We start from the raw sequence: 25,674 nt of genomic DNA, 5'->3' as shown, positions 1-25,674 counted from the left end.
AAAAATTTTGTCTTGCATTTTTAATTTGTTATGTTCTATCCCATCTATCTTCATATATACATGGTCATTTCGGCTTCGCACTGCGAAAAAAGCCTCATTGAAAGAATGCCGGCAGCTGCTGTGACCATAGATAGTAATCGAGCAGGAATCGGCTGACGGCTGATCCGATCGCAATCGTCAACAGGATGAATAACAATCTCCCTTGAGCGACCCGATTTTTTTTCAGCAATTTATCAAGCTGAATTGCCTGCAGCGACCAGAATGTCACCGCGAATACAGATAAATGCACGAGCATACTGATCAATGCCTGTTGGCTGAAGCTTTCCACCATAACGTTTCTCTCCAATCAAAAAAATTCCGCGCACATAGCCCATTTTATCACACACATGCCGCTACGGGATAATGAAATCAGAACAAAAAGCGGAATATTTTGTTCCAATTACATCCACTCAAAAAAACACCCTTTCCCATGAAGGAAAGAGTGTTCTTTTTATTAGAAGTTACGTTCGGAAACGTTAATTCTGTTCATGGCACGCTTCAGGGCAAGTTCGGCACGACGGAAGTCGACGTCATCCTGCTGTGCCTGCATGCGGCTTTCAGCACGGCCTTTTGCTTCTTTCGCGCGTTGTACATCGATAGCTTCTGCCGTTTCGGCAGTCTGTGCTAGAATTGTCACTTGTTCAGGACGTACTTCTAAGAATCCGCCACTGACAGCTACAAGCTCAGTGTTACCGCCTTTTTTCAGGCGTACAGCACCGATTTGTAGTGGAGCAACCATCGGAATGTGTCCAGGTAAGATTCCAAGCTCACCGCTTTGAGCTTTCGTGCTCACCATTTCCACTTCTGAATCGTACACTGGGCCATCGGGAGTGACAATATTGACTTTTAATGTCTTCATTTTCTTCCCTCCTGGTCCCTAATTATACCTCTACGCCCATTTCTTTAGCTGCAGCTAATACGTCCTCGATCGGACCTACTAGACGGAATGCATCTTCTGGAATGTGGTCGTATTTACCGTCAAGAATATCTTTGAATCCTTTTACCGTGTCCTTCACTTGTACGTAAGAACCTTTTTGGCCTGTGAACTGTTCTGCAACGTGGAAGTTTTGAGATAAGAAGAATTGTACACGGCGTGCGCGTGCCACTGTCAGCTTATCATCATCAGAAAGCTCATCCATACCAAGGATGGCAATGATATCTTGTAATTCTCTATAGCGCTGTAATGTTTGTTGGACATTACGTGCAATTGTGTAGTGCTCTTCCCCTACAATTTCAGGAGAAAGTGCACGTGAAGTCGATGCAAGTGGATCCACCGCAGGGTAGATACCCATCTCAGAAAGCTTACGCTCAAGGTTTGTCGTTGCATCAAGGTGAGCGAATGTTGTTGCAGGAGCCGGATCCGTGTAGTCATCGGCTGGTACGTAGATCGCTTGGATCGATGTAACAGAACCAACGTTTGTAGACGTGATACGCTCTTGCAATTGACCCATTTCAGTCGCAAGTGTCGGCTGGTAACCAACGGCAGATGGCATACGGCCAAGTAGTGCCGATACCTCAGAACCTGCTTGCGTGAAACGGAAGATGTTATCGATGAACAGAAGTACGTCTTGACCTTGCTCATCACGGAAGTACTCAGCCATTGTAAGACCCGTCAAGGCAACACGCATACGTGCACCAGGCGGCTCGTTCATCTGTCCGAATACCATCGCTGTTTTCTTGATAACGCCAGAGTCGCTCATCTCGTGGTAAAGGTCATTACCTTCACGCGTACGCTCGCCGACACCTGCGAATACAGAGATACCGCCGTGCTCTTGAGCGATGTTGTTGATAAGCTCCTGGATTAATACAGTTTTACCAACACCGGCACCACCGAATAGACCGATTTTACCACCCTTGATGTATGGAGCAAGTAAGTCTACTACTTTGATACCTGTTTCAAGAATTTCTACTTCTGTAGAAAGTTGATCGAATGTAGGTGCTTGTCTGTGAATCGGATCGCGACGGATTCCTGCTGTCAGCGGCTCGTCTAAATCGATTGATTCACCAAGGACGTTGAATACACGACCTAACGTTACATCCCCTACTGGTACAGAGATTGGCGCTCCTGTATCGAGTACTTCAGCTCCACGTTGTAAACCGTCCGTAGAAGCCATCGCAATCGTACGTACAGAATCATCACCTAGGTGAAGGGCAACCTCTAATGTAAGTTCAGCTCTATCTGCAATTTGGACCTTTAATGAGTTGTAAATATCAGGAAGTTGGCCATTGGCGAACTTGACATCAACAACGGGACCCATTACTTGAAGAACGTGTCCTTTGTTCATCTCTTTCCCTCCTAACTAGCTTTGACGACAAAACTATGGTTTTACCGGAATTGACCGGTTACGTTTTCTATTCCAGTGCAGCTGCTCCGCCGACGATTTCCGTGATTTCTTGGGTAATCGCAGCTTGACGTGCACGGTTATATGAAAGTGTAAGGTTATTAATGATATCTTTTGCGTTATCGGTTGCGTTCTTCATCGCTGTCATACGAGCTGCGTGTTCACTCGCTTTACCATCAAGCAAAGCTCCGTAAATCAGGCTCTCGGCGTATTGTGGAAGCAACACTTCAAGAATTTCTTCAGCATTCGGTTCAAACTCATATGAAGTAAGACTGCTTGAAGAAGCTTCAGATTCAAGGTTTGTCAAAGGCAGAACCTTTTTCTCTGTTACATCTTGTTGAATCGCACTTACGTAGTGGTTGTAGTACATGTACAGCTCATCATACGCACCATCAGAGAACATGCTCACTGCTTTGTTCGCAATCTCCTTGATGTCTGCAAAGTTAGGCTGATCAGGTAAACCTACAACACCTTCTACGACGTTATAGCCGCGCTTTTGGAAAAAGTCCTTTCCGACACGACCAAGTGCAATAATCGCAAATTCGTCTTCTGAGCTGTGACGCTCTTTAATCGCATTACTTACAGCACGAATGACACTGCTGTTATAAGCCCCCGCCAAACCGCGGTCAGACGTTATGACCAAGTAGCCGGTTTTCTTTACGGGGCGGGAGACTAGCATCGGATGTGATGCATCCGTGCTGCCCAGGGAAATAGAAGCGACCACTTCCTGAATTTTCTCCATGTAAGGAACGAAAGACTTTGCGTTCGTTTCAGCACGGTTCAATTTCGCAGCAGATACCATTTCCATTGCTTTCGTAATTTGACTTGTTTTCTTCGTAGACGTAATACGAGTTTTAATGTCGCGTAACGATGCCACTGGTTCTCACCACCCTTTTATAATGTTAGCCATCAGATTGAACGATCATGGTTATCACTCATATAAGCCGGTGTCCTTTTTAAAAAGAAGCACCGACCTATAAGCGATTACTCAGACTTAGCAAATGTCTTCTTGAATTCTGTGATGGCTGCAGTCATGGCAGCATCTTCAGGAAGACCTTTTGTCGTACGGATAGTATCTAACAGTTCAGTGTGGTTGTGATCTAACCAGCTTAGGAATTCACCTTCGAAACGGCGAACGTCTGTAACTGGGATATCGTCTAAATGACCTTTCGTCAATGCGTAAAGGATCATGACTTGTTTTTCAACTTTAAGCGGTTTGTTAAGATCCTGCTTCAGTACTTCTACTGTACGCGCACCGCGATTCAGTTTCGCCTGCGTTGCTGCATCAAGATCTGATCCGAACTGAGCGAATGCTTCAAGCTCACGGTAAGCGGCTAAGTCAAGACGCAATGTACCGGATACCTTTTTCATCGCTTTGATTTGTGCGGATCCACCAACACGTGATACGGATAAACCTGCGTTGATCGCCGGACGAACACCGGAGAAGAACAGGTCAGATTGTAAGAAGATCTGTCCGTCAGTGATGGAGATAACGTTTGTCGGGATATAAGCGGAGATATCCCCTGCTTGTGTCTCAACGAATGGCAGTGCCGTGATCGAACCGCCGCCTTTTGCATCGCTTAATTTCGCTGCACGCTCAAGTAAACGGGAGTGCAAGTAGAATACGTCACCAGGGAATGCTTCACGACCTGGAGGACGGCGTAATAATAGGGAAAGCTCACGGTAAGCAGAAGCCTGCTTGGAAAGATCATCATAAACAACAAGAACGTGCTTGCCGCTGTGCATGAAGTCTTCACCCATTGTGATTCCCGCATAAGGTGCCAAGAATAGCATTGGAGCTGGTGAAGCAGCAGATGCTGTTACAACGATTGTGTAATCTAACGCACCGTGCTTACGTAATGTTTCTACCGCGTTACGTACAGTAGATTCTTTTTGACCGATCGCAACATAGATACAGACCATGTCCTGGTCTTTTTGGTTAAGGATCGCATCGATCGCAACAGATGTTTTACCTGTTTGACGATCTCCGATGATTAACTCACGTTGACCACGGCCGATCGGCACTAGAGCGTCAATCGCTTTGATACCTGTTTGAAGCGGCTCGTGTACGGATTTACGATCCATAACACCAGGTGCTCCGCTTTCGATAGGACGTGTTTTTGTTGTTGCAATCGGACCTAGCCCGTCTACAGGTTGTCCAAGTGAGTTAACAACACGACCTACAAGTTCTTGTCCTACTGGTACTTCCATGATACGTCCAGTACGACGAACCTCATCGCCTTCACGAATGTCACTGAATGGTCCGAGAATGATGATACCTACGTTGTTTTCCTCTAAGTTTTGTGCCATACCCATGACACCGTTAGAAAATTCAACAAGCTCTCCAGCCATGACATTGTCGAGGCCATGAGCACGAGCGATACCGTCACCGATTTGGATAACTGTACCTACATCGCTTACTTTCATCTCAGACTGATAGTTTTCAATTTGCTTTTTTATCAGCGCGCTGATTTCTTCCGCCTTGATGCTCATGAATTTCACCCCTCATTTATACGAAAGTTAACGAACTAGTTCACGTTCAAGACGATGCAACTTCCCTGATAGGCTTCCGTCGAAAATACGGTTGCCGATTTGGACCTTAAGTCCGCCAAGTAAGTTTTCGTCTGTCACATTCTCAATTCTTAATGATTGTTTGCCTACTTTATTGGCAAAAGATGCGGAAACGGCTTCTCTCTCATCTTCTGTTAATGGACGCACTGAATAGACTGTTGCTTCTGCGATTCCTCTTTCTGCATTGGAAAGCTCGATGAACTCATTGGCAACGCCTTCCACCTGATTGATACGATGACGATCAGTCAGAAGTAAAAGGGTATTCAGGACTGGTAGAGAAGCGGATGAGAATGCTTCCTTTATAAGTCCCTTCTTTTTATCCAAAGAAAGCTTTGGATTGCTGAGAAGGATGTTAAGTTCTTTGTTTTGTGTAAAAACAGACTTCACTACGCGAAGCTCTTCTTCAATCGCTTCTAATTGGTTCTGTTCTTTGGCAATTTCGAAAAGAGCTAACGCATAGCGTTTTGCGACTGTAGAGTTGCTCATCGCTCTTCTCCTGCCTCTTTAATGTAGTCATTGATTAATTTCTGTTGATCAGCTGCTGACAGTTCCTTCTCGATCACTTTAGATGCGATCATGACGGATAATGAAGCAACTTGCTCACGCAGAGCAGTCATAGCCTGCTCTTTCTGAGTTTCGATTTCACGTTTAGCAGATTCTTTCAGGCGCTCACTTTCCTGACGAGCGGCAAGAATGATCTCTTCACGCTGCAGATCGCCCTGCTTCTTAGAGTTTTCAATCAGCGTTTGCGCTTCTTGACGAGCCTCTTTAAGAAGCTGACGTTGTTCTTCTAAGTGTTTGCTTGCTTCGGCACGGCTCATTTCAGCCGCTTCGATTTCGCCTGCAATATGATTCTCACGCTCTTGCATAATGCCCATCAAAGGACCCCATGCATACTTCTTTAGTAGCGCAAGCAGAACCAAAAACATGACAAGCTGGAAAAGGATATCTCCACCGTTGAAGCCACCAGCTCCAAGGACAAATGCGTTTGTAAGCACGCGATTTCACTCCCTTCAAGAGTCAATACTTTCATTAGAAAAGCATGTAAACTAACGGCAAGTTATTGCCAGGACATTCAAGATCAGTCGTCCATTGGACATGGACATAAAAGGAATGGCGAAGGTTCTTTTGGAAGGACTTCGCCATTTTGAACTCAAGACTTGCTATTATTGACCCATTACGATGAATGCGATAACTACCGCGATGATAGGAATCGCCTCTACTAGTGCAACCCCGATGAACATTGTTGTTTGAAGCATACCACGTGCTTCCGGTTGACGAGCGATACCTTCAACTGTACGAGATACAATAAGACCGTTACCAATACCTGCACCAAGTGCTGCTAAACCAATTGCTATTGCTGCTGCTAAAAGACCCATTCTAAATTTCCTCCTTTAAATGTATGAAAAATGTTAGTAGTTTTGTTCAATTTTGAACAGGGTATATATTAATGGTCGTGGCTGACTTTATGAGCCATATAAACCATCGTTAACATAACGAAAATAAATGATTGGATCGCGCCGACAAAGATTGAGAATGCCTGCCAAACGATCGTCGGGATGATTGCTCCCAATAGTCCGGCTGCCCCGGCGTGCGCCAAGCTCCCCACCAGTAATGCAAGCAGGATTTCCCCGGCATAGATGTTTCCGTAAAGACGAAGACCAAGTGTCAAAGTGTTCGCAAGCTCTTCAATAATCTTCAGCGGGAATAAGAACGACATAGGTCTGAAGAAATCTTTACCGTATTCACCGAAGCCTTTCATCTTGATACCATAGTAATGCGTTAACGCGACAACCATGACTGCCAGTGTCATCGTGATAACAGGATCAGCTGTTGGTGATTTCCACCATAGCTCGTGGTCAATGACTACCGAAAACGGAAGCCCAAGCATGTTTGAAACAAAAATGTACATAAGCAAAGTAAGTCCAAGGATATGGAAACGACCACCTGTCTTCCAATCCATATTACTCTTCACAATGTTTTTGACGAAGTCCATGACCCACTCCATGAAGTTCTGCACTCCGGTTGGTTTCATGGCCAGTCTCCGAGTCGACAGAACGGCTATCAGGAAAACAACGGCACTTGCCACCGTGATCATCAATACGTTCGCCAGGTTGAATGTCAACCCCAAAAACTCGGCTGTAGGATTTTCATGATGCAATGAAATTCACCTCTCTTCCCCGCTAATTATGAGATTTAAGCTGCTGGGTAAAATAATCTATCATAATGACAATATAAATTGTCATTAATCCAATAATGACGCTCAGGAGATGAAGATGTTCAGGATATTCCATTGCAACGATCACTGCAAAGGCGGCCCCCGCCATCCGTGAAAATGTCCCCAAAGACCGAACCTTCTGTCCAGCTGCGACTGCATCACCAAATCGTACGGTCCTCCTCATGATTAACCAATGGCTAAACAAGCTGATACTTGTCCCCAGAATAAGCCCAAGAAATATAGACTGATAGGAAGTGAAACCCCAACCGAGGACGTAAAAGGAAAGGAGGAAAAATATGTACTTACGATGCCGGTTAAACACTTGCTGAAGTTCTGGCATTTACATTAATCTCCCGAATTGAAATGTTGGACTGTTTGGAGCATGGTGTAGATTCCTGTTGAAAGCCCAAGGAGTAGTCCAATGATTAAGAAAAGTGGTGTGGTACCCCATATTCCATCAAGCCATCTTCCGCCGAAGATCCCCATTAATATAGATCCGACCAGCTGAGAAAGAATAGCAGAATATAAGACCATCGCTTGATACGGGCGTCGTTTATCCTGACGCATTTGGCATCCCCACACATATTATTTAGTGGAAAAACACAGTGATGGGTTAAATGAAAGAAAACCGTTTTCACAAGTGTTCAAGGGTTGTGAAAACCTTATCATTTTATACCCTTTGTAAGCATACAATAGGGTCATTTCCATGTCAATGCGTTCAAGTTAAAAAGTTCACAACCTTGCCACGCGTTCCCGAAACGTTCACATTTTCATCATAATTTGCAGAAAATTGGTGAATATTGCACTTTTCATCCGAAAAAATCAAGGACCCATCCCTCATTATAAAGAAGTTCCTTTTTACTAGAAACCCTTCAATTTAATGTAAATATATCCAGTTCATTTAGAACTTCTGCAAATTAAAAACCTGAGTCATATGAAAATGGCCCAGGTTTTTTTCAATTATTTTGTTCCAAACAAACGGTCGCCGGCGTCCCCTAATCCAGGAACGATGTAGCCTTTTTCATTCAGCTTTTCATCAAGTGCCGCAATGTAGATGTCTACATCAGGGTGCTCTGCCTGAATCGCTTCTACCCCTTCAGGACATGCCACTAAACACATGAATGTGATGTTTTTCGCACCGCGTTTTTTCAGGGAGTTGATCGCTTCAACTGCTGAACCGCCTGTTGCAAGCATCGGATCTACCAGGATGAAATCACGCTCTTCCACATCACTTGGAAGCTTTACGTAGTATTCGATTGGTTTTAGAGTTTCCGGGTCACGATATAAGCCGACATGTCCTACCTTTGCTGCCGGAATCAATTTAAGGATGCCGTCGACCATGCCAAGACCTGCACGCAGAATAGGAACGATCCCTAATTTTTTCCCTGTAAGTGTTTTTGCATTCGCTTTGCTTACCGGTGTGTCGACTTCGATGTCTTCAAGCGGAAGTTCACGCGTGATTTCGAATGCCATCAGCGTTGATACTTCATCGACCAGCTCGCGGAATTCCTTTGTACCTGTGTTTTTATCACGGATGAAGGTTAATTTATGCTGGATTAATGGATGATCAAATACATATACTTTGCCCATTCGACTCTCTCCTTTTGGTTTTGATTTATGTAAAAATTGATAGATACTGTTTTACATCTTTGACTATTGTACATAAAAGAGGTTTTAAGAGCAATAAAAGTTGGGAGGTGTAATGAAATCGTTATGTTTATGGTTAGTTTTTTTAAAAGCGGCTGGGTGTGGACCTCTTAATGCCGCTTTTGATTTCCGTGGAAGACTTCGCTTTCCGCGGGTGACCCGTGAGCCTCCTCGTCGCTGGCGCTCCTGCGGGGTCTCACATTAGTCACTTTTCCCGCAGGAGTCTTCGTCTTCCACTCCAATCAACGCTGGATTCAGCTCAAAAATTCTAGTATTGCATTCTATTTAGTTTTGTAACCAACTTTACCCGTTACATTTAAATAGGCAATCAACCTATCTTATTAATTACAACCAAAGTTATTTGCTATTCCTCTCAATCTATTACCTCTATAAAAAACCTCCCCAAAAGATCGAGTCTTCTGAGGAGGTTTCTTCTATTTATTATCTTTCTGGATATAGGGCAAATCTGCTTGTTAGGTTTGTTACGCGTTTGCGTGCTTCTTCGAGCTTGGTTTCGTCTTCGTGGTTTTTTAGGGTAAGGGCCATGATGGACGCGATTTCGTCCATTTCTTCCTTAGCAAAACCGCGGGACGTGACAGCCGCTGTTCCGATACGGACTCCGCTTGTGACGAACGGGCTTTCCGGATCGAATGGGATTGTGTTTTTATTGACCGTGATACCGATATCATCAAGTACTTTTTCAGCAATTTTACCAGTTAACCCTAGTGAACGAAGGTCGATCAACAGCAGGTGGTTATCGGAACCGCCTGAAACGAGGTCGATGCCTTCTTTTCCTAAGCTTTCACCGAGACGGGCTGCGTTGTCGATGATGTTCTGTGCGTATTCTTTAAAAGAATCCTGCAGAGCTTCACCGAATGAAACAGCTTTTGCAGAAATGACGTGCATCAACGGACCGCCTTGAAGTCCAGGGAAAATAGACTTGTCTATCTTCTTGCCGAACTCTTCCTTACAAAGGATCATTCCTCCGCGTGGACCGCGTAATGTTTTGTGAGTCGTTGTCGTCACGAAATCCGCGAAAGGAACCGGATTCTGGTGAAGGCCGGCAGCCACAAGACCTGCGATGTGAGCCATATCCACCATCAAGTAAGCTCCCACTTCATCGGCGATTTCACGGAATTTTGCGAAATCGATATGTCTAGGATATGCACTTGCACCCGCTACAATCAGCTTCGGCTTGTTTTCCAATGCTTTCTGACGAACATCTTCGTAATTGATTAAGTGGCTTTCTTTATCGACTCCGTACTCGACGAAGTTATATTGAATTCCACTGAAGTTTACCGGACTTCCGTGTGTCAAGTGTCCGCCGTGGGATAAGTTCATCCCGAGAACTGTGTCCCCCTGCTCAAGGATTGTGAAGTAGACTGCCATATTGGCTTGCGCTCCTGAGTGAGGCTGCACGTTCACATGCTCTGCTCCGAACAACTTTTTCGCACGATCACGAGCTAAGTTCTCCGCTACATCGACATGCTCACACCCGCCATAATAGCGACGACCTGGGTACCCTTCTGCATACTTGTTGGTGAGAACCGAACCTTGTGCTTCCATAACGGCTTCACTGACAAAATTCTCAGATGCAATTAACTCGATTTTCGTACGTTGACGCTCTAATTCATCTTGAATCGCTGCATAAATTTCCGGATCTTGCTTGGCAATCTTACTCATACATATCCCCCTTTTATTCATCGGCCCATTCTAAGCTGCGCCATCTTGATTCATTCAATTTCATTCTATCATGATTATGGAGAACGCGAAATAATAACGTGTGGGTAAATTGGAATGTTCGTGTTTTGGGGTGAATCAGGGGTCTAAACGCTGACGCGGGGTGGATTGTGTACCTGGTACACAAGGCTTCGAGTGTACCTGGTACAAACGGTAAAAATTGTACCTGGTACAATCCGTTCCAAATGTACCTGGTACACAATCAAAGGCCCGCCCCTCGATGCGTTAAAGCATCAAAGAACGGACCTTGCCTCAAACCTATCCTGTTCTTTATTCATACACGGCCCGCACGCCGCCAATCAGCTTCGGCCGGGTCATTGCAAGCGTAACATGCGCCCCGCCGAGACTCTTCTGAGACACTCTCACCGGGACCGCCACATGCTTCAGCTGCATGCCGATGAATGTGTCGCCGATATCGATACCGGCATCCGCTTTTATGAACTCCACCATGACGGGATCCTTAAACGAGCGGTAAGCATGGGTCGCCATGGCACCGCCGGCGGACCGTGCAGGAATTACCGTCACTTCATCCAGGTTCTTTCGTTCAGCCGTTTCCCGCTCCAGGACGATCGCCCGGTTCAAATGCTCACAGCATTGAAAGGCAAGTGATACCCCGGCAGAATCAGCAAACTCTTTTAACTCACTGTAAATCATCTCAGCCACTTCAAATGTTCCGGCTGTCCCGATTCGTTCACCGACGACTTCCGAGGTCGAACATCCTACCACAAAAACCTGTCCTTTTTTCAATGAAACTTTTTCCTTGAACTCCGTCAGTATACTGCGAAGCTGTTCCTGTAATTGAGTGATTTCCATGAAATCCACTTCCTATTATTTGTCTTCGTATGCCGTGATTTTTCCAACTCGATTTGCGTGGCGTCCGCCTTCGAATTCCGTTCCCAGCCAAGTTTTTGCGATTTCGCGGGCGAGCCCTGGTCCGATGACGCGTTCACCCATCGCCAGGATATTGCTGTCATTATGTTCACGTGTCGCTTTCGCACTGAATACATCATGGACAAGCGCACAGCGAATACCTTTCACCTTATTGGCAGAAATGCTCATGCCGATGCCTGTACCGCAGATTAAAATGCCGCGGTCAAACTCACCGCCCGCTACCTTCTCAGCCACTGGTACGGCATAATCCGGATAATCCACTGAAGTTCCGCATTCACAGCCAAAATCCTCATATTCCAAGCCTAATTCTTCTAGTAATGATTTGATTTCTTCACGAATATTTACCCCGCCGTGATCTGAAGCAATTGCGATTTTCATCCATCGTCACTCCTATTTTTGACTAGTGTTTGTTTCTTTTATTTTGACATACCCATTAAAATAGATAAAGTTTTTCAGCTTAGGAAAAAAGTCGTCTTTCACATGAGCCCACCCACGATTTGAAGGCCCGTCCCTCGGTCCTTTAACGCGGTACCGCACGATGGGACGGGCTTTCATCTGCTCAATCTAAAATAGCACGGACCCTGGGCCCATGCTATTCGAAAATGAGTTTATAAATGAAAACGGGTGATGGTTCCTTTCAGCGATTCGGCCTGCTTCTTCAGGTTCAACGCCAATTCCTCGACATCCACCATAACACCAGCCTGTTCGCGCGTCGCTTCCGATACTTCTTCCGCACCTGCGGAGGTTTCCTCTGCGATTGCCGCCACTTCCTGGGATTGCTGGGATGTAAGGCGGATGCTCTCCATTTGTTTGTCGACAAGACCGGAAATTTTTTGGACCGAATCTGCCACTTCATGTATGGTGTTCGTCATCGTTTCGAAGACTTCATTTGTTTTTGAGCCTTTTTCAGCTTCTTTGTTGGCTGTTGTTACCTGGTTTGTAATCTGCCCGACCACGTTTCCGACTTCCGTTTGAATATTTTTAATCAAATCAGAAATGCCCTGAACCGCTTTGCCGCTTTCATCCGCAAGTTTACGGACTTCCTCGGCTACGACGGCAAATCCTTTTCCGTGTTCACCCGCCCGTGCCGCTTCAATAGAAGCATTCAGTGCGAGTAGGTTCGTCTGATTGGCAATATCCCCGACCAATTGAATGATCTGCTCCACTTTTTTCGCGTTATCTTCCAAGCGGCGGACAACGACAAGTGAATCCTCATTTCCTTTCGCGAGCGTCGTGATCCCTTCCACTAACGAATGAATAACCTCTTTGCTGCCCTGAAGCTCGGTGACCATGTTTTTAGAAAGCTGTTCGGAAGACTTTGAGTGATTCTGGACTTCCTGGGCGATTTGAATGACGTCCTCTACCGATTCAGCGGTTGTCTGGATCGCCATCGCCGAGCTTTCGGCACCGGCCGATATTTCGCTGATCGTTCTTGAAATTGAATCCGCTTGCTGTGAAGCGATTTCAGATGCCTTCGATAAATCCACTACATTTGAATTTGTTTTTGTGAAATTCTCCTCGATGCTCGACACCATATCCCGGAGATTATGAAGCATGCGATTGAACGCGAGTCCGAGCGCACGGATTTCATCATCCGACTTCGGCACTTCCACTTCCACCGCGATATCTCCTTCAGCCGCCTTAAGCGCAGCCTGTTCGAGACGCTGAAGCGGTTTGACGATGAATCCCGCCGCAAAAAAGGCCAGCACACCCGACCAAAACACACCCATGCCAAGCGTCACACTCGTAAATAATAGCTCATTCACATCCGGCGCAAAGGTCGGCTTGATAAAATAAATAAAAAATGCCGAAGTTGAATACGTGACCAATGCCAAAATCGTAATAAAGAATACCAGTTTCTTTCTAAGACCGGACTTATACCCTCTCTCTTTCCCCATCCCTTTTCTCTCCTCAAAATATCAATCTTTTTCTAGCTTGTTGATCAATTGCTCAATCAGCGTGTCCAGCTCCCTATATGTATGTCTGTAGATGTCGACACTTCCTCCAAAGGGATCGGAAACGTCCATGTCTTCAGGATTCTCAAGCACATATTCCTTTAAAGTGAACACTTTATCGGAAGCCTCAGGATACTGATCCATGATCGCCCATTTATGATGAGCGGTCATCGTAAACACATAGTCCGCCCAGTCAATGTCCTTTTTTCGAAGCGTGCTGGATTGGTGCTCATGTTTTATATCGTTCTCTTCCAGAACTTCTTTAGTCTGAAATGAAGCATCACTTCCATCCATCGCAAAAACGCCCGACGATTTCACCTCAAACCGCTCAGCACCTCTATGGCTCAACACCGCCTCCGCCATCGGACTGCGGCACGTATTACCCGTACAAACAAACAAGATCTTCATCATCTCATCCTCCTTACAACCTATTATAAAATAATTTCCAATTCCCTTATAGGGCATTCACAAAGAATACAAAAAGAAATGTGGAATGGCTTTGCTCAGAGGCGGGTGGCATAAGACGAATCGGCCACGAAGGCGCTCTTTGCCTTCTTGGACCATTTAGCTTATGTCTCGATCCTCTAGCCGCCGGAGCTGGACAAAAAGAAATGTGGAATGGCTTGCAAAAACACAAAAAAGCCCCACCACATTAAAGCAGTGAGGGACGGGCTTTTAGCGCTTTAAAGCAGTCTGGGACGGGCCTTGAACTTCTTCAAATTCTTATTCTATCAATCTACAAAGGCAGCAAAAGCTTGATTCCGAAGGCGAAGAGGATGCTGCCTCCGAGGGCTTCGCTGTAGGTGCCGAGGACGCCTTGAAATTTTCTTCCGAGCAACAGGCCGATCCACGTCAGGAGGGTGGCCGCCACTCCGAAGCAAACGAGCGCCGCAGCTGTCCGTGCACCAAATATACCCAGGGTCAAGCCGACCGAAAAACTATCTAAGCTTACACTCAGCGCAAAAAGCAGGAGTCCGAAACCTACCGGAGAAATCAGTGTCGTTTCTTCCTCTTTAAAACTGGACATGAACATCTGAATGCCAAGGACAATCAGGAGGATGCCTCCTGCGTACGTGGCAAACGATCCGAAGGCGTCAGACAGAAATTTTCCCGTCATCATCCCCAACAGAGGCATCCACACGTGAAAAAGCCCGACCGTCAATCCTATGTAAAAAATCTGTTTTAAACGAAGCTGAAACATTCCCATCCCGATTCCGATCGAAAAGGCATCCATTCCAAGAGCAAATGCCATTAACATTAAGGTAATCATTTCTCCGATAAGTGTCGTCATTTCTTTTCCTCCTATGGACGTGCCTTCAAGAAAAACTTATGCACGTCCAAAGAGAAATAGAATGAGAAAAAATTGATTCAACGAGCACATCAACGAAGAAACCCCTGCAATTCGCCTTCAACACGAATCAGCAGAGGTCCTGGTTTTCACAATCCATCTATAGGAATACCCTTACTTCTTACATTGATCAACTCTTAATCACCCGGTACCCCGCCGCTTTATGAAGCCGGTTCATGATCGCAAGACCGACTCCTTCTTCAGGGAACATCTCGGCAAAAATGATATCCACATCACGGTCGTTGAATGCCCGCAGTGTGTCGTACAGTCCATGGGCGACCGTATTTAAATCGTCCCTCCTGCCAACGGAAAGCACGACATCTGCACGATAGTCATCCACAAATTCATCGGTGGTCAGCACACCGGCTTTTAATCCCTCGCTCTTTTTCTCATCTACGAGCTTTTGCACGTCACCCCTCGTTCCATCGACCAGATAAACGGGAGCGTCGGGAGCATAATGCGTATATTTCATCCCGGGGGATTTCGGCGCGCCCTTTCCTTCTTTTAAAGAAGGATCGACGCCGACTTCTCCGACCACTTCCTGGAGCTGCTCTTTCGTCACCCCGCCTGGCCGCAAGATGACGGGGACAGATCCAGTGCAATCGACCACAGTGGATTCCACGCCTACTCCTGTTTCCCCGCCATCTACGACCCCGATGATCCGGTCCTCAAGGTCATCGATCACGTGCTGGGCCGTCGTCGGACTCGGCTTTCCTGAACGATTCGCACTTGGCGCTGCGATCGGAAGCCCCGACTCTTCAATAATCGCAAGTGCGACGGGGTGGTCCGGCATCCGGATTGCGACCGTATCGAGCCCGGCCGTCACCTTTTCAGAAAACACTCCATCTTTTTTATGAAAAATAAGGGTCAACGGTCCCGGCCAGTATGCAGAAATCAATTTTTCCGCCGCTGCCGGGATTTCTTCCACCAATTCTTTTAATTGAGTTTTATTTGAGATGTGGACAATCAGTGGATTATCGGAAGGTCTGCCTTTTGCTTTGAAAATTTTATCCACGGCCACATCACTTTTTGCATTTGCTCCAAGTCCATATACCGTCTCTGTCGGAAATGCAACGACTTCGTTTTCGCGCAAAATCCGAGCTGCATCCACAATTTGTGGATAACTTTCTTTATTATCCACATCATTTTCCACAATCCAACGTTTTATCATGTCATTCGTCCACCTTTTTTCATCAAGCATACATCTATTCACATTCATGTGGATAAACATTGAATTATCAAGTGTTCCACAATCATACCCTTTTGAAAGTATAAAAGAAACCTAGTGAATTCTCAAGTATTGTCCACAAAACGTGCATAAGCTGTTCACTACTGTGGATAACCCTGTGGACGAGTGTGAATAATTCTGAAAAAAGAGACATTTATACCAGTACGCGGGTTCAGAACGTTTTTTGTCGAATCCACACACAAGAAATCCGGATCTTTTTGTAGAAAAATGATCCGGCTCATGGAATGAACATCCCTTATTCATATACTCGCAGGTTTGTCGAAATTTCTGCGATACACCTACAATTGAAGGCTCATCGTCAGCAGGTTATCCACTGTGGATAACTGTTTGGCATGAACGAAATCTTTCAGTTCATACACAAACGACTTCGGTTCCTGTTGAAAACCTAATACTTCAAAGAAATTCAGTGAAGCTCTGCGATTTGTAATCAAGTACAGTTGTGCTAAATCTTTTTCTTTTGCCAGTTTGAAAATCTCCTGGAAGAGGCTAAAGATTTCTTCGCTGTCAAATGCAGGAGTGACGACCAGCGAACGAAGCAGACCGGTTCTGCCTCTCATCTCGATTCCCAGTGTCCCGATCAGATTCTTTTCCTCATCCTCCACAACCAGAAAGCAGTCGATCGTGCTTTTTACTCCTTCCGTGCTCAATCCCGCTTTAACAAGAAATCCAATCACTTTATAGATATCCTCATGTGTTGCCTGCCTGATGATTTTCGTCATTTTTTCTTCCTCCCTTTTTTCTAGCATCTTTACTCTTAATTTATGAGAGGGAGGAAGGATTAGAACTAGTTTTTAGTAGATTTGTTTTTTTTAGTAGAAGGTGTCTGCCCTAATTGTTCCGTATGTTAAAAGAAGCAACTCTTTTGAACACCGCTTTTGATTTCCGTGGAAGACTTCGCTTTCCGCGGGTAGCCCGTGAGCCTCCTCGGTCGTGCCTCCCTGTGGGGTCTCACATTAGCTACTTTTCCCGCAGGAGTCTTAGTCTTCCACTCCAATCAACCGCTGGAACGGGTTAGAAGCAACGACAAGCTATTTTAGAACAAAAAAATAAGGATCCACCTTAAAGATGAAACCTCACGTTTTAATTAAATAACCCTTTTACTAAGTCGACTACGAAGAATCTGACCTCTACTTCTTCTTGGTCGCCTTCTTCTATGAAGACCTGTTCGTTTACCGGCTGTTGTTTCTCTGTCACTTCTTCATTTGAATGAAAGTCTTCGATTAGTTTGTTCTCTTTAGCTAGGGAAGCTTTTGATTTTTCTGTTTCAAGGGCTTCTTCCACAACTTCTGTTTCTTCTGATGCATCCTGTGCAATTTCCACTGTGTCTTCCTCAACTTCGGTCAACATTTCTTCGGAAGAGATCTCTGTTGCCAGTTCGTCTTCCGGATCCACTTCTGTCACTACTTCTCCGCTTGCTTCGACCGTGGTTTCAAAGCCGGGGCTTCTTACTGCGTTTCCTGTTGAGAAGTCCAGGAAGCATAGCGGCGGATAGAGGACGCACCACCAGTTTGCCCCTTCACCTTTTCCGAGTGTGATCAGGACCGCTTCGTACTCACCTGCCGGATAGAGATATTGTCCGTACAGTTTTGTCGGGAACTGAACTTTGCCGAAATCGATTTCTACGGTTTGATTTAGCCCCTCAGCCGCCACCACTTCTTCTGCAATTTTCTGAAGCTCCGGCAGTCCCGCTTTGATGATGTTCTTGGCTTCTTCCTGTGATGTGAGACTGCCGACCCATTCTGTAATCTCTTTATTTACCTCGTCACGCACTAACCGCTTCACGTTTTGGTCTTTCTCTAAATCACTATTTGCCAGGATGCGGAGGCGAATCGCTTCCTGAGGAATGACCATCGGCTCCTGTGCTGTGATTTCCTGTTTCGGAATATATAAACTTAAGATTGTGCCTAAAGTAAGAATTAGAATATAAGATAATACCGCGTGTTTTGTTTTCATTTTCTCTCCACCTTCCCCTCAGTAAAATAGTCTGGACAAGGCGGGGAAATCTTAAACTAGTAAATTGATATTTTTTTGGGAAGTTTGAAGTAACTTTTAGAAAAACCCATATAGTGCTGATAATGCCGCTTTTGATTTCCGTGCAAGACTTCGCTTTCCGCTGGCGGTTGGTAAGCCTCCTCGTCGCTCTGCTTCTGCGGGGTCTTACCTAACTCGCTTTTCCCGCAGGAGTCTTCCTCTTGCACTCCAATCAACGCTGGATAGGTCCTAGAATGTAAAGACACTTTCTTTCTCAAAAAAATTCAAAGTCAATGCACCGTACTTCTTATCTAGTATTCTATGAAAAACTTAATCGGACAACTAAACCATAATGTGTTGTTTTTATAGCATTAAAGCCCTTCAGCAAAACCATATCTGGCAATTCTTAATATTAATCAACGCCCATGGTTTTGCTTTTCAATTAATTCATTCCATAAATCATCCCATGAACGATTAAATTCTTTCCATTGACCGTTCTTTAATATTTCTACTACTTCACCTTTTCCTGATATAAATTCAATGGTTCTATCATCGTCTTTGTATGTGATGATTGGCAGTTCAATTTTGATTGAATTAATTTGAGGGTGCTTCTTTAGAAATATTTCGTAATCAGAAGCATCATCAGCGCCTTTTCTTACTTCATCGCCTATTAATGAATAGCTTGTCGAACCCTCTAATTCTACTGCCAAATTCCTTTGTTGATACAAAGTCTCAAATATTTCGTCAAATGTAATGACTTTTGTTTCGGTTGTCTCTTTTTTATTGTTGTGGAATGAATACAGTTTAGCATGAGCCACTATATCCGATATATTCGCCAAAATGATGATTAGAATGACCACACCCAGTATGAGACTCATTTTTTTCATAGATTTGTCCCCCATTTTATCGGGATTTCTGCATCTCTCCCTAATATCTCAATTCGCTATCCCGCTCCGGTTGTTAGGTTTATTTTACCATATAATGTTATAAATCCTTGTGCTTTATCTAATAGACTAAGAATTCACGTCAAATATCAAATAAAAAAGCACCCTGATTCACACGATGACAAATCCCGCTGTCAGGTTGTGATTCAGAGTGCTTCTTCATTCTATTTCCTCCAGCAAAACACCATCCGGTCCTTGCCATTAATATCAAACACAATTTCCGTCTCTCCCTCAGGAAACGTCCCGCGCAGTAAGTCTGCAACGGTCTCACCCTGGCCGGCACCGACTTCAAATCCGATCAGAAATGTGTCGTTCATGACGGCCGGCAGCTCATCCATGAAACGCCGGTACAGATCATAACCGTCTTCGCCCCCAAATAAAGCGAGCTGCGGTTCATGGTCGACGACAACTTCCGACATCGTTTCACGGTCACCTAAAGGAATGTATGGCGGATTCGACAACATGATGTCGAGCTTCAACCCCTTATTCACCAACGGCTTCAGAAGATCTCCCTGGTAAAAAGTGATTTCCGCCCCCAGCCGCTGACTGTTTTCCTTTGCCACAGCCAGTGCTTCCTCTGAAATATCCACGGCCATCACATCAAGCGGCCAATCCGTACTTTCAAGCTTCAGCGTTGCCCCAATCGCCCCGCTTCCGGTGCCGATATCGGCGGCACACAGCGAACTACCGCGACTGAACAGCCGTTTCATTTTTTCAAGACCATAATAGATCAACTCTTCCGTTTCTGGCCTTGGAATCAGCACATGCTCATTCACCTTGAATGACCGGCCGTAAAACTCTTCAAATCCAATGATATGCTGAATCGGCACACCTTCTGCATGATTCCGTATCCCCTCCTGGAATTCTTCCCATTTTTCCGGGGGGACCGGACTCCGCTGTTCGGCAAGCAGTGATGAACGGGATAAGCCGAGCAGGTGACGCAAATAAATTTCTCCGGCATTTTCATCACGATTATGTTCACTTAAAAAAGAAGAAGCCCACTTCAGGGCTTCAAAAACGGTCACGTTCATTTTACACTTCTTCCATTCTTTCAAGAAGCTTGGATTGGTCTTCGATGATCAGTGCATCGATGACGTCATCCATCTTCCCTTCAAGAATCTGGTCAAGCTTTTGGATCGTCAGACCGATACGGTGGTCGGTTACACGATTTTGCGGGAAGTTGTACGTCCGGATACGTTCAGAGCGGTCACCGGTCCCAACGGCAGACTTACGGTTTGCATCGTATTCAGCCTGTACTTCACGTTGGAATTTATCATATACGCGGGCACGCAATACTTTCATTGCCTTCTCTTTGTTCTTGATCTGCGATTTTTCATCCTGACACGAAACCACTACCCCTGTTGGCATGTGAGTCAGACGGACAGCAGACATCGTCGTATTGACAGACTGTCCCCCTGGTCCGCTTGACGCGAAAGTATCCACGCGGATATCTTTATCATGGATATCGACTTCGACTTCTTCCGCTTCCGGTAGACATGCCACTGTTGCGGTCGACGTATGGATACGGCCGCCGGACTCGGTTTCAGGAACACGCTGTACGCGGTGTGCCCCGTTTTCGTATTTCATTTTTGAATACGCGCCGTTACCGGTGATCATGAAGATAATCTCTTTATAACCGCCAACACCTGTCGAATTCGCTTCCATCACTTCGATTTTCCAGCCCTGGGCCTCCGCAAAGCGGCTGTACATGCGGTATAAGTCACCCGCGAATAGAGCGGCCTCGTCTCCACCGGCTGCTCCGCGAACCTCCATGATTACGTTCTTGTCATCATTCGGGTCTTTCGGAATCAATAATATTTTCAAACGCTCTTCCAGTGCATCAATCTGCTCTTCAAGCTCGGATACTTCTTCTTTTACCATCTCTCGCATATCAGCATCAAGCTTCTCATCCAGCATCGCTTTCGCCTCTTTATACTGCTGGCTGATGTCTTTATATTCGCGGTAGGCCTCTACCGTCGCTTGAATATCTGATTGCTCTTTAGAATATTCTCTTAGCTTCTTTGGGTCATTCACAATTTCCGGATCACTCAACAGTTCATTTAACTTGTCATAGCGATCTTCCACTGCTTGTAAACGATCGAACACAGCTATTCACCTCAATTTTAATCCATAACAGTCTAATTATATTATATGGCGTGGGTAAAAACAAGAAAGTTCGGATTGGGGCTGTCCTGCATTATGTAAAATTAAAAATACTCTTTAAACACCGCAGTTGATTTCCGTGGAAGACTTCGCTTTCCGCGGGTAGCCCGTGAGACTCCTCGTCACTGCGTTCCTGCGGGGTCTCACATTAGCTAATTTTCCCGCAGGAGTCTTCGTCTTCCACTCCAATCAACTGCTGGAACCATTTCATATCTTCAATCGTTACTTTAAATTTAATCAACAAATAAAAAGGCAAGCAGAAACCATCTTTCTACTCGCCTGCTTTATTTCTATTATCTCTCCGTAATTTTCACATTCACATTAAAACGAGGCAGGGCTTTCTGTAGCTTTTTCTTTAATTTTGCTTCCTCTTTGCCTGTTTCTTCTGCTGTCATTTCTTCTTTTGTATGTGCAGTGACCCACATTTGTTCACCGTTGATCCAGACTTCATCCGCTTTAAAACGGGAGTACTCATTCACAACTTCCCGCGCTTTGTCTTCATTGACGCCGATCGTTGTAGATGTGTTTTCCATATTGTTTGTAAGGTTCGGGACGTTGGGGTTCTGATTCATACTTTCCCCGTCATTCACATTTTTCGGGTCATTGTCCATATGAGGCTTGCGGGTATCAATAAATTGCGTACCTCCGCCATCATTATGTCTTCCGTACTCCGACTCTTTGTTCACACTGCCGCAAGCCGTGGCAATTATGAAAATCACCGTAAAGAACAGAGCAAGCATTATCCTTTTCATCATGCCAAAAACACCTCCTGATATTACGTTTTCCTCCAGGAGAATCGTTATACGAGGTGAATTTTGGCTTTTCATCCTGATTTGAATGCTTCAGAGATAGGATCTGATTACGATTTGAAAACCAGAAAGAGTATTCTTGCCGAATTTCACGTTAATCTTGCCGAAATCCTACTTTTACTTTCCGGTTTGAGTAATATTCTTGCCGATTTAACACATATTTTTGCAAAAACGCATTTATTTTTGCCGAATAACATAAATTACCATTCGAACCTTCTCATTTCCGAAAAATTCTCTCGCAAAAAAGCCGCCATCCCATCAGGATAGCGGCTTTTCAATCATCAAATCAACTATTACATTCCCTTCACCATATCAGGCGACACACTAAGCCCCTTTGGAACTTCATGATGATGGCGGCATCTTGGTTCGTAGGCTTCCGATGCACCGACGAGGATGACCGGGTCGTCGTAGCCGGCCGGTTCCCCATTGATGAGGCGCTGTGTCCGGCTTGCTGGAGAGCCGCAGACGGCACATACCGCTTGAAGCTTGGTCACTTGTTCTGCAATGGACATGAGTTTCGGCATCGGTCCGAATGGTTCGCCGCGGAAATCCTGATCGAGTCCGGCAAGGATCACGCGGTACCCGCTGTTCGCAAGCTTCTGCACGACTTCCACAATGCCTTCGTCGAAAAATTGAACCTCGTCAATAGCGACTACATCCACCTGGGGATTCAAGTCCTCAAGGATGACAGCCGATCCCTCGACTGCCTTTGCAATGACCGAGGTACCATTATGAGATACGACGGATTCATCGCTATAGCGATTATCTAATTTTGGCTTATACACAGCAATTTCCTGCTTTGCAAATTGAGTTCGTCTAACCCGGCGAATAAGCTCTTCTGATTTACCAGAAAACATGCTGCCGCAAATGACTTCTACCCAACCGGTTTGTTTCATGACATACACGAAAGCGCCTCTCCTTTCTAACCCCTTATTATGAAAAAGCGGCCTTCAACGCATCCTTATTTGCTTTCAAAAAGGACACCTGCCGCTGATTATCTATTATAGTAAGCATTCCTTTATGTACGGAAAAAATGCTCCAAAATCGCGAATTTGACAGAAAAAAAGAGGCACAGTTCTTATCAAAAAAACCGCCTCAATTTTTGTCTTTACTGAGAAAAGCGCAAGCGCCTTGTTCAGCCCCGACAAGCGTTGGAGGGCCGACCAGTGAAGTCGTTTTTTGACTTCAGTGGGCGGACCGAAACGTCTCGAGGGGCTAGGCGCTGAAGCTAGCCATTTCTCAAATATAAGAAACACTATCTTATATTACAATAAAAAACAGGCAAGCAGAATTTCCTTGCCTGTTTTTATGCAGTGAAGAGAAGGTTCAAAGAGTCCGACTCTTCCTGTTCATATGCTAGGCACACAAACCGAAAGGACGGAAGACTCTTTGATCTTCTGATTCTTCATTATTGTTGTTGATTTTTAAGACCGTATTTTTTGTTGAAACGGTCAACACGTCCACCTGCATCAGCGAATTTCTGACGGCCTGTGTAGAATGGATGGCATTCAGAACATACCTCAACGCGCATTTCTTCTGCTACAGAACCAGTTTCGAATTCGTTACCGCATGCACAACTAACTTTGATCGTGTTGTACTTAGGATGAATTGCTGATTTCATTACTTTCATCTCCTTCCGCCCTGAATCATCTGAAACAGAGTAATTTATTACGAAGATATATGCGATATGAGCATAAGCATGGTAGTAATAGCCAGCCCCTTACCGCATCCAATTTTAAAAACACATTGATATCATTATAACAAGGACATGCCGGTTTTGCAACCTAATAAATTGGAAAACGGCACCTCAAAAATTCGTTACGAAGAATAGATTAACGCTTCTTCGCTTCCTCTGTCAACACTTCGAAAAACTCATGATTCGTTTTTGACTGTTTCAGCTTGCGCATAAGTTTTTCAGCGAAGTCATGCTGATCGGACATGGCTTTACGGATTGCCCACAACTTATCAAGGTGATCCTGCTCGATAAGAAGTTCTTCCTTACGCGTACCGGAACGGCGGATGTCGATCGCCGGGAAGATACGTCTTTCAGCAAGAGAACGATCAAGATGGAGTTCCATATTCCCTGTTCCTTTGAATTCTTCATAAATGACATCATCCATACGGGAACCTGTGTCCACCAATGCCGTCGCAAGGACCGTCAAGCTTCCGCCTTCTTCAATGTTACGCGCAGCACCGAAGAAACGCTTCGGTCGGTGGAATGCAGCCGGATCGATACCACCTGACAATGTCCGTCCGCTTGGCGGGATCACGAGGTTATATGCACGAGCCAGACGCGTGATGCTATCCATCAGGATGACAACGTCGCGCTTATGCTCAACCAGACGCATCGCACGTTCAAGAACAAGCTCGGCCACTTTAATGTGGTTTTCAGGAACCTCGTCAAAGGTAGAGGAAACGACTTCCGCATCCACTGAACGTTCGATGTCGGTCACTTCTTCAGGACGTTCGTCGATCAGAAGGATAATCAATTCCGCTTCGGGGTTATTTGTTGTGATCGAATTCGCGATTTCTTTCAGAAGCATCGTTTTGCCGGCCTTAGGCGGTGCCACGATCAGACCGCGCTGACCGAAACCGACTGGTGCCATCAGGTCCATGATACGTGTTGAAATTCTGTTCGGTGTTGTTTCCAATGTGATTTGACGGTCAGGATATAAAGGAGTCAAAGCAGGGAAGTGAACGCGTTCCTTCGCTGATTCCGGCTCTTCACCGTTGACCATTTCCACATGCAGAAGTCCGAAGTAACGTTCGTTTTCTTTCGGAGGACGCACCTTACCGGACACTTTATCCCCGTTACGAAGATCGAAGCGGCGGATCTGTGACGCAGAAATATAGATATCCTCCGAGCTTGGAGAATAGTTGATCGGTCTTAAGAAACCGAAGCCTTCTGATTGGATGATTTCAAGGACACCTTCCATGAAAAAGAAGCCTTCCTGCTCAGCTCTCACTTTCAAAATGGCAAAAATCAGTTCTTTTTTTGTTAATTTACTATAATAAGAAACTTTGTATCGTTTAGCCAGCTCATATAGCTCTTTCAGCTTCATATTTTCTAAGCTGGAAATTGTTAACTCTTCCATTATGACACCACGCTTTATTAATTTGGTTGCTGCTTTGAATAAGTGAATTGAATTCAGGCGATTTGCACGTTGTCTTGTATACCCTCCCAAGGGACAAAACAATCTATGTAAAATTACCCTGTAAATAAAATGAAGAAATGTTAGTTGAAGCATTAAAAAGAGAAAGCTGATAAGAAATGCGCAAGCGCCTTGATCAGCCCCGACAAGCGTTGGAGCTTCGATTGGTGAAGTCGTTTTTTGACTTCAGCGGGCGGAGCGAAACGTCTCGAGGGGCTAGGCGCTGGAGCTGGACATTACTCAAATTCAAGTAATGTTTTCTTACAATTCGTAAAAACCTTATCTATTTTAACCATACTTATCGAAAAAGCGCAAGGTACCCTTTTCAACTGTTGATAACTATTCATTACTTTTTCGTTTTTTTGTAATTTTTTTATGTGAGAAAAACAGGAAGGTATTTATCACCTGTGAAGGGTAGATGTGGGTGATAAGATGTTGAAGGAGAAAGGCTTGCCCTTCCCCTTCGCTATCTTTATGAAGATTTCTCTTTTTTTATTATTTATATTCTTTGTTATGAGACTAGGCTTTGTTACACCGCTTTTGATTTCCGTGCAAGACTTCGCTTTCCGCGGGTAGCCCGTGAGCCTCCTCGTCGCGTTCGCTCCTGCGGGGTCTCACATTAGCTACTTTTCCCG

29 protein-coding genes are annotated in these 25,674 nt (G+C 45.1%); 1 reads left to right on the top strand and 28 read right to left on the bottom strand.

What is annotated here, in order from left to right; genetic code table 11:
- Window positions 1-94: 94 nt before the first annotated feature.
- The 25 genes from AAEO50_RS00145 to AAEO50_RS00025 all read right to left on the bottom strand — a co-directional run bounded on the left by AAEO50_RS00145 (window position 95) and on the right by AAEO50_RS00025 (window position 21,833).
- Window positions 95-331, bottom strand: a complete 237-nt coding sequence (locus tag AAEO50_RS00145) for a DUF1146 family protein (RefSeq protein WP_341979477.1) — start codon at window positions 329-331, stop codon at window positions 95-97.
- A gap of 162 nt (window positions 332-493) precedes the next feature.
- Window positions 494-898: a F0F1 ATP synthase subunit epsilon gene (locus AAEO50_RS00140; protein ID WP_341979136.1), complete on the bottom strand. Its 405-nt coding sequence runs from the start codon at window positions 896-898 to the stop codon at window positions 494-496.
- A 22-nt stretch (window positions 899-920) separates the two neighbouring features.
- A complete protein-coding gene (gene atpD, locus AAEO50_RS00135) occupies window positions 921-2,324 on the bottom strand; it encodes a F0F1 ATP synthase subunit beta (RefSeq protein WP_175990024.1) in 1,404 nt (467 codons plus the stop codon).
- Between the two features lie 67 nt (window positions 2,325-2,391).
- A complete protein-coding gene (locus tag AAEO50_RS00130) occupies window positions 2,392-3,258 on the bottom strand; it encodes a F0F1 ATP synthase subunit gamma (protein ID WP_341979132.1) in 867 nt (288 codons plus the stop codon).
- A 107-nt stretch (window positions 3,259-3,365) separates the two neighbouring features.
- Window positions 3,366-4,874, bottom strand: a complete 1,509-nt coding sequence (atpA, locus tag AAEO50_RS00125; RefSeq protein ID WP_341979130.1) for a F0F1 ATP synthase subunit alpha — start codon at window positions 4,872-4,874, stop codon at window positions 3,366-3,368.
- 27 nt (window positions 4,875-4,901) lie between these two features.
- Window positions 4,902-5,438: a F0F1 ATP synthase subunit delta gene (locus AAEO50_RS00120; RefSeq protein WP_341979128.1), complete on the bottom strand. Its 537-nt coding sequence runs from the start codon at window positions 5,436-5,438 to the stop codon at window positions 4,902-4,904.
- Entirely contained in the window at window positions 5,435-5,950 is a 516-nt protein-coding gene (gene atpF, locus AAEO50_RS00115; protein ID WP_341979126.1) for a F0F1 ATP synthase subunit B, read from the bottom strand. Before atpF ends, AAEO50_RS00120 begins: the two co-directional genes overlap by 4 nt.
- Window positions 5,951-6,118: 168 nt before the next feature.
- Window positions 6,119-6,331 (bottom strand): F0F1 ATP synthase subunit C, encoded by a 213-nt coding sequence (gene atpE / locus AAEO50_RS00110; RefSeq protein ID WP_191162676.1) that lies wholly within the window; start codon window positions 6,329-6,331, stop codon window positions 6,119-6,121.
- Window positions 6,332-6,399: 68 nt separating this feature from the next.
- Window positions 6,400-7,113: a F0F1 ATP synthase subunit A gene (atpB, locus tag AAEO50_RS00105; RefSeq protein WP_341979122.1), complete on the bottom strand. Its 714-nt coding sequence runs from the start codon at window positions 7,111-7,113 to the stop codon at window positions 6,400-6,402.
- A gap of 22 nt (window positions 7,114-7,135) precedes the next feature.
- Entirely contained in the window at window positions 7,136-7,510 is a 375-nt protein-coding gene (locus tag AAEO50_RS00100) for an ATP synthase subunit I (RefSeq protein ID WP_341979120.1), read from the bottom strand.
- 5 nt (window positions 7,511-7,515) lie between these two features.
- Entirely contained in the window at window positions 7,516-7,737 is a 222-nt protein-coding gene (locus tag AAEO50_RS00095; protein ID WP_341979118.1) for an AtpZ/AtpI family protein, read from the bottom strand.
- Between the two features lie 393 nt (window positions 7,738-8,130).
- Window positions 8,131-8,760: a uracil phosphoribosyltransferase gene (gene upp / locus AAEO50_RS00090; protein ID WP_334216932.1), complete on the bottom strand. Its 630-nt coding sequence runs from the start codon at window positions 8,758-8,760 to the stop codon at window positions 8,131-8,133.
- A gap of 498 nt (window positions 8,761-9,258) precedes the next feature.
- On the bottom strand, window positions 9,259-10,500 hold the full coding sequence (glyA, locus tag AAEO50_RS00085) for a serine hydroxymethyltransferase (protein ID WP_341979114.1): 1,242 nt from the start codon (window positions 10,498-10,500) through the stop codon (window positions 9,259-9,261).
- A gap of 327 nt (window positions 10,501-10,827) precedes the next feature.
- Window positions 10,828-11,370, bottom strand: coding sequence for a TIGR01440 family protein (locus AAEO50_RS00080; RefSeq protein WP_341979112.1), 543 nt, complete (start codon window positions 11,368-11,370; stop codon window positions 10,828-10,830).
- A 15-nt stretch (window positions 11,371-11,385) separates the two neighbouring features.
- Window positions 11,386-11,826: a ribose 5-phosphate isomerase B gene (gene rpiB / locus AAEO50_RS00075; protein ID WP_341979110.1), complete on the bottom strand. Its 441-nt coding sequence runs from the start codon at window positions 11,824-11,826 to the stop codon at window positions 11,386-11,388.
- Between the two features lie 230 nt (window positions 11,827-12,056).
- Window positions 12,057-13,346 carry a methyl-accepting chemotaxis protein gene (locus AAEO50_RS00070; RefSeq protein WP_341979108.1) on the bottom strand — a complete coding sequence of 430 codons (1,290 nt, stop codon included), beginning with the start codon at window positions 13,344-13,346 and terminating at the stop codon, window positions 12,057-12,059.
- A gap of 21 nt (window positions 13,347-13,367) precedes the next feature.
- Window positions 13,368-13,811, bottom strand: a complete 444-nt coding sequence (locus tag AAEO50_RS00065; protein ID WP_341979106.1) for a low molecular weight protein arginine phosphatase — start codon at window positions 13,809-13,811, stop codon at window positions 13,368-13,370.
- Between the two features lie 328 nt (window positions 13,812-14,139).
- Window positions 14,140-14,694 carry a manganese efflux pump MntP family protein gene (locus tag AAEO50_RS00060; RefSeq protein ID WP_341979104.1) on the bottom strand — a complete coding sequence of 185 codons (555 nt, stop codon included), beginning with the start codon at window positions 14,692-14,694 and terminating at the stop codon, window positions 14,140-14,142.
- A gap of 187 nt (window positions 14,695-14,881) precedes the next feature.
- Complete coding sequence (locus AAEO50_RS00055) at window positions 14,882-15,922, bottom strand: L-threonylcarbamoyladenylate synthase (protein ID WP_341979101.1); 1,041 nt, start codon at window positions 15,920-15,922, stop codon at window positions 14,882-14,884.
- Between the two features lie 356 nt (window positions 15,923-16,278).
- Window positions 16,279-16,719 (bottom strand): hypothetical protein, encoded by a 441-nt coding sequence (locus tag AAEO50_RS00050; RefSeq protein ID WP_341979099.1) that lies wholly within the window; start codon window positions 16,717-16,719, stop codon window positions 16,279-16,281.
- Window positions 16,720-17,080: 361 nt separating this feature from the next.
- Window positions 17,081-17,953 carry a stage II sporulation protein R gene (spoIIR, locus tag AAEO50_RS00045; protein ID WP_341979097.1) on the bottom strand — a complete coding sequence of 291 codons (873 nt, stop codon included), beginning with the start codon at window positions 17,951-17,953 and terminating at the stop codon, window positions 17,081-17,083.
- Between the two features lie 434 nt (window positions 17,954-18,387).
- Window positions 18,388-18,858 (bottom strand): hypothetical protein, encoded by a 471-nt coding sequence (locus AAEO50_RS00040; protein ID WP_341979095.1) that lies wholly within the window; start codon window positions 18,856-18,858, stop codon window positions 18,388-18,390.
- Between the two features lie 221 nt (window positions 18,859-19,079).
- Complete coding sequence (gene prmC, locus AAEO50_RS00035; RefSeq protein WP_341979094.1) at window positions 19,080-19,946, bottom strand: peptide chain release factor N(5)-glutamine methyltransferase; 867 nt, start codon at window positions 19,944-19,946, stop codon at window positions 19,080-19,082.
- Window position 19,947: 1 nt separating this feature from the next.
- A complete protein-coding gene (gene prfA / locus AAEO50_RS00030; protein WP_341979092.1) occupies window positions 19,948-21,021 on the bottom strand; it encodes a peptide chain release factor 1 in 1,074 nt (357 codons plus the stop codon).
- A 350-nt stretch (window positions 21,022-21,371) separates the two neighbouring features.
- Window positions 21,372-21,833, bottom strand: coding sequence for a hypothetical protein (locus AAEO50_RS00025; RefSeq protein ID WP_341979090.1), 462 nt, complete (start codon window positions 21,831-21,833; stop codon window positions 21,372-21,374).
- A 60-nt stretch (window positions 21,834-21,893) separates the two neighbouring features.
- Between AAEO50_RS00025 and AAEO50_RS00020 the strand changes: the two genes are divergently transcribed.
- A complete protein-coding gene (locus AAEO50_RS00020; RefSeq protein ID WP_341979088.1) occupies window positions 21,894-22,154 on the top strand; it encodes a hypothetical protein in 261 nt (86 codons plus the stop codon).
- A gap of 26 nt (window positions 22,155-22,180) precedes the next feature.
- Here the strand turns inward: AAEO50_RS00020 and AAEO50_RS00015 are convergent, their stop codons facing one another.
- The 3 genes from AAEO50_RS00015 to rho form a co-directional block, all read right to left on the bottom strand.
- Entirely contained in the window at window positions 22,181-22,792 is a 612-nt protein-coding gene (locus AAEO50_RS00015; RefSeq protein WP_341979086.1) for a thymidine kinase, read from the bottom strand.
- 503 nt (window positions 22,793-23,295) lie between these two features.
- Window positions 23,296-23,508 carry a 50S ribosomal protein L31 gene (gene rpmE / locus AAEO50_RS00010; protein ID WP_219165479.1) on the bottom strand — a complete coding sequence of 71 codons (213 nt, stop codon included), beginning with the start codon at window positions 23,506-23,508 and terminating at the stop codon, window positions 23,296-23,298.
- Between the two features lie 211 nt (window positions 23,509-23,719).
- The gene (rho, locus tag AAEO50_RS00005) at window positions 23,720-24,982 is read right to left on the bottom strand and encodes a transcription termination factor Rho (protein ID WP_341979082.1); all 1,263 of its coding nucleotides are present in this window, start codon (window positions 24,980-24,982) and stop codon (window positions 23,720-23,722) included.
- Window positions 24,983-25,674: the final 692 nt, after the last annotated feature.

Source organism: Rossellomorea oryzaecorticis, assembly GCF_038405515.1.
GTDB lineage: Bacteria > Bacillota > Bacilli > Bacillales > Bacillaceae_B > Rossellomorea > Rossellomorea oryzaecorticis_A.
Note: the sequence above shows the minus strand (reverse complement) of the source record. Positions and strands in the feature narration are given on the sequence as shown.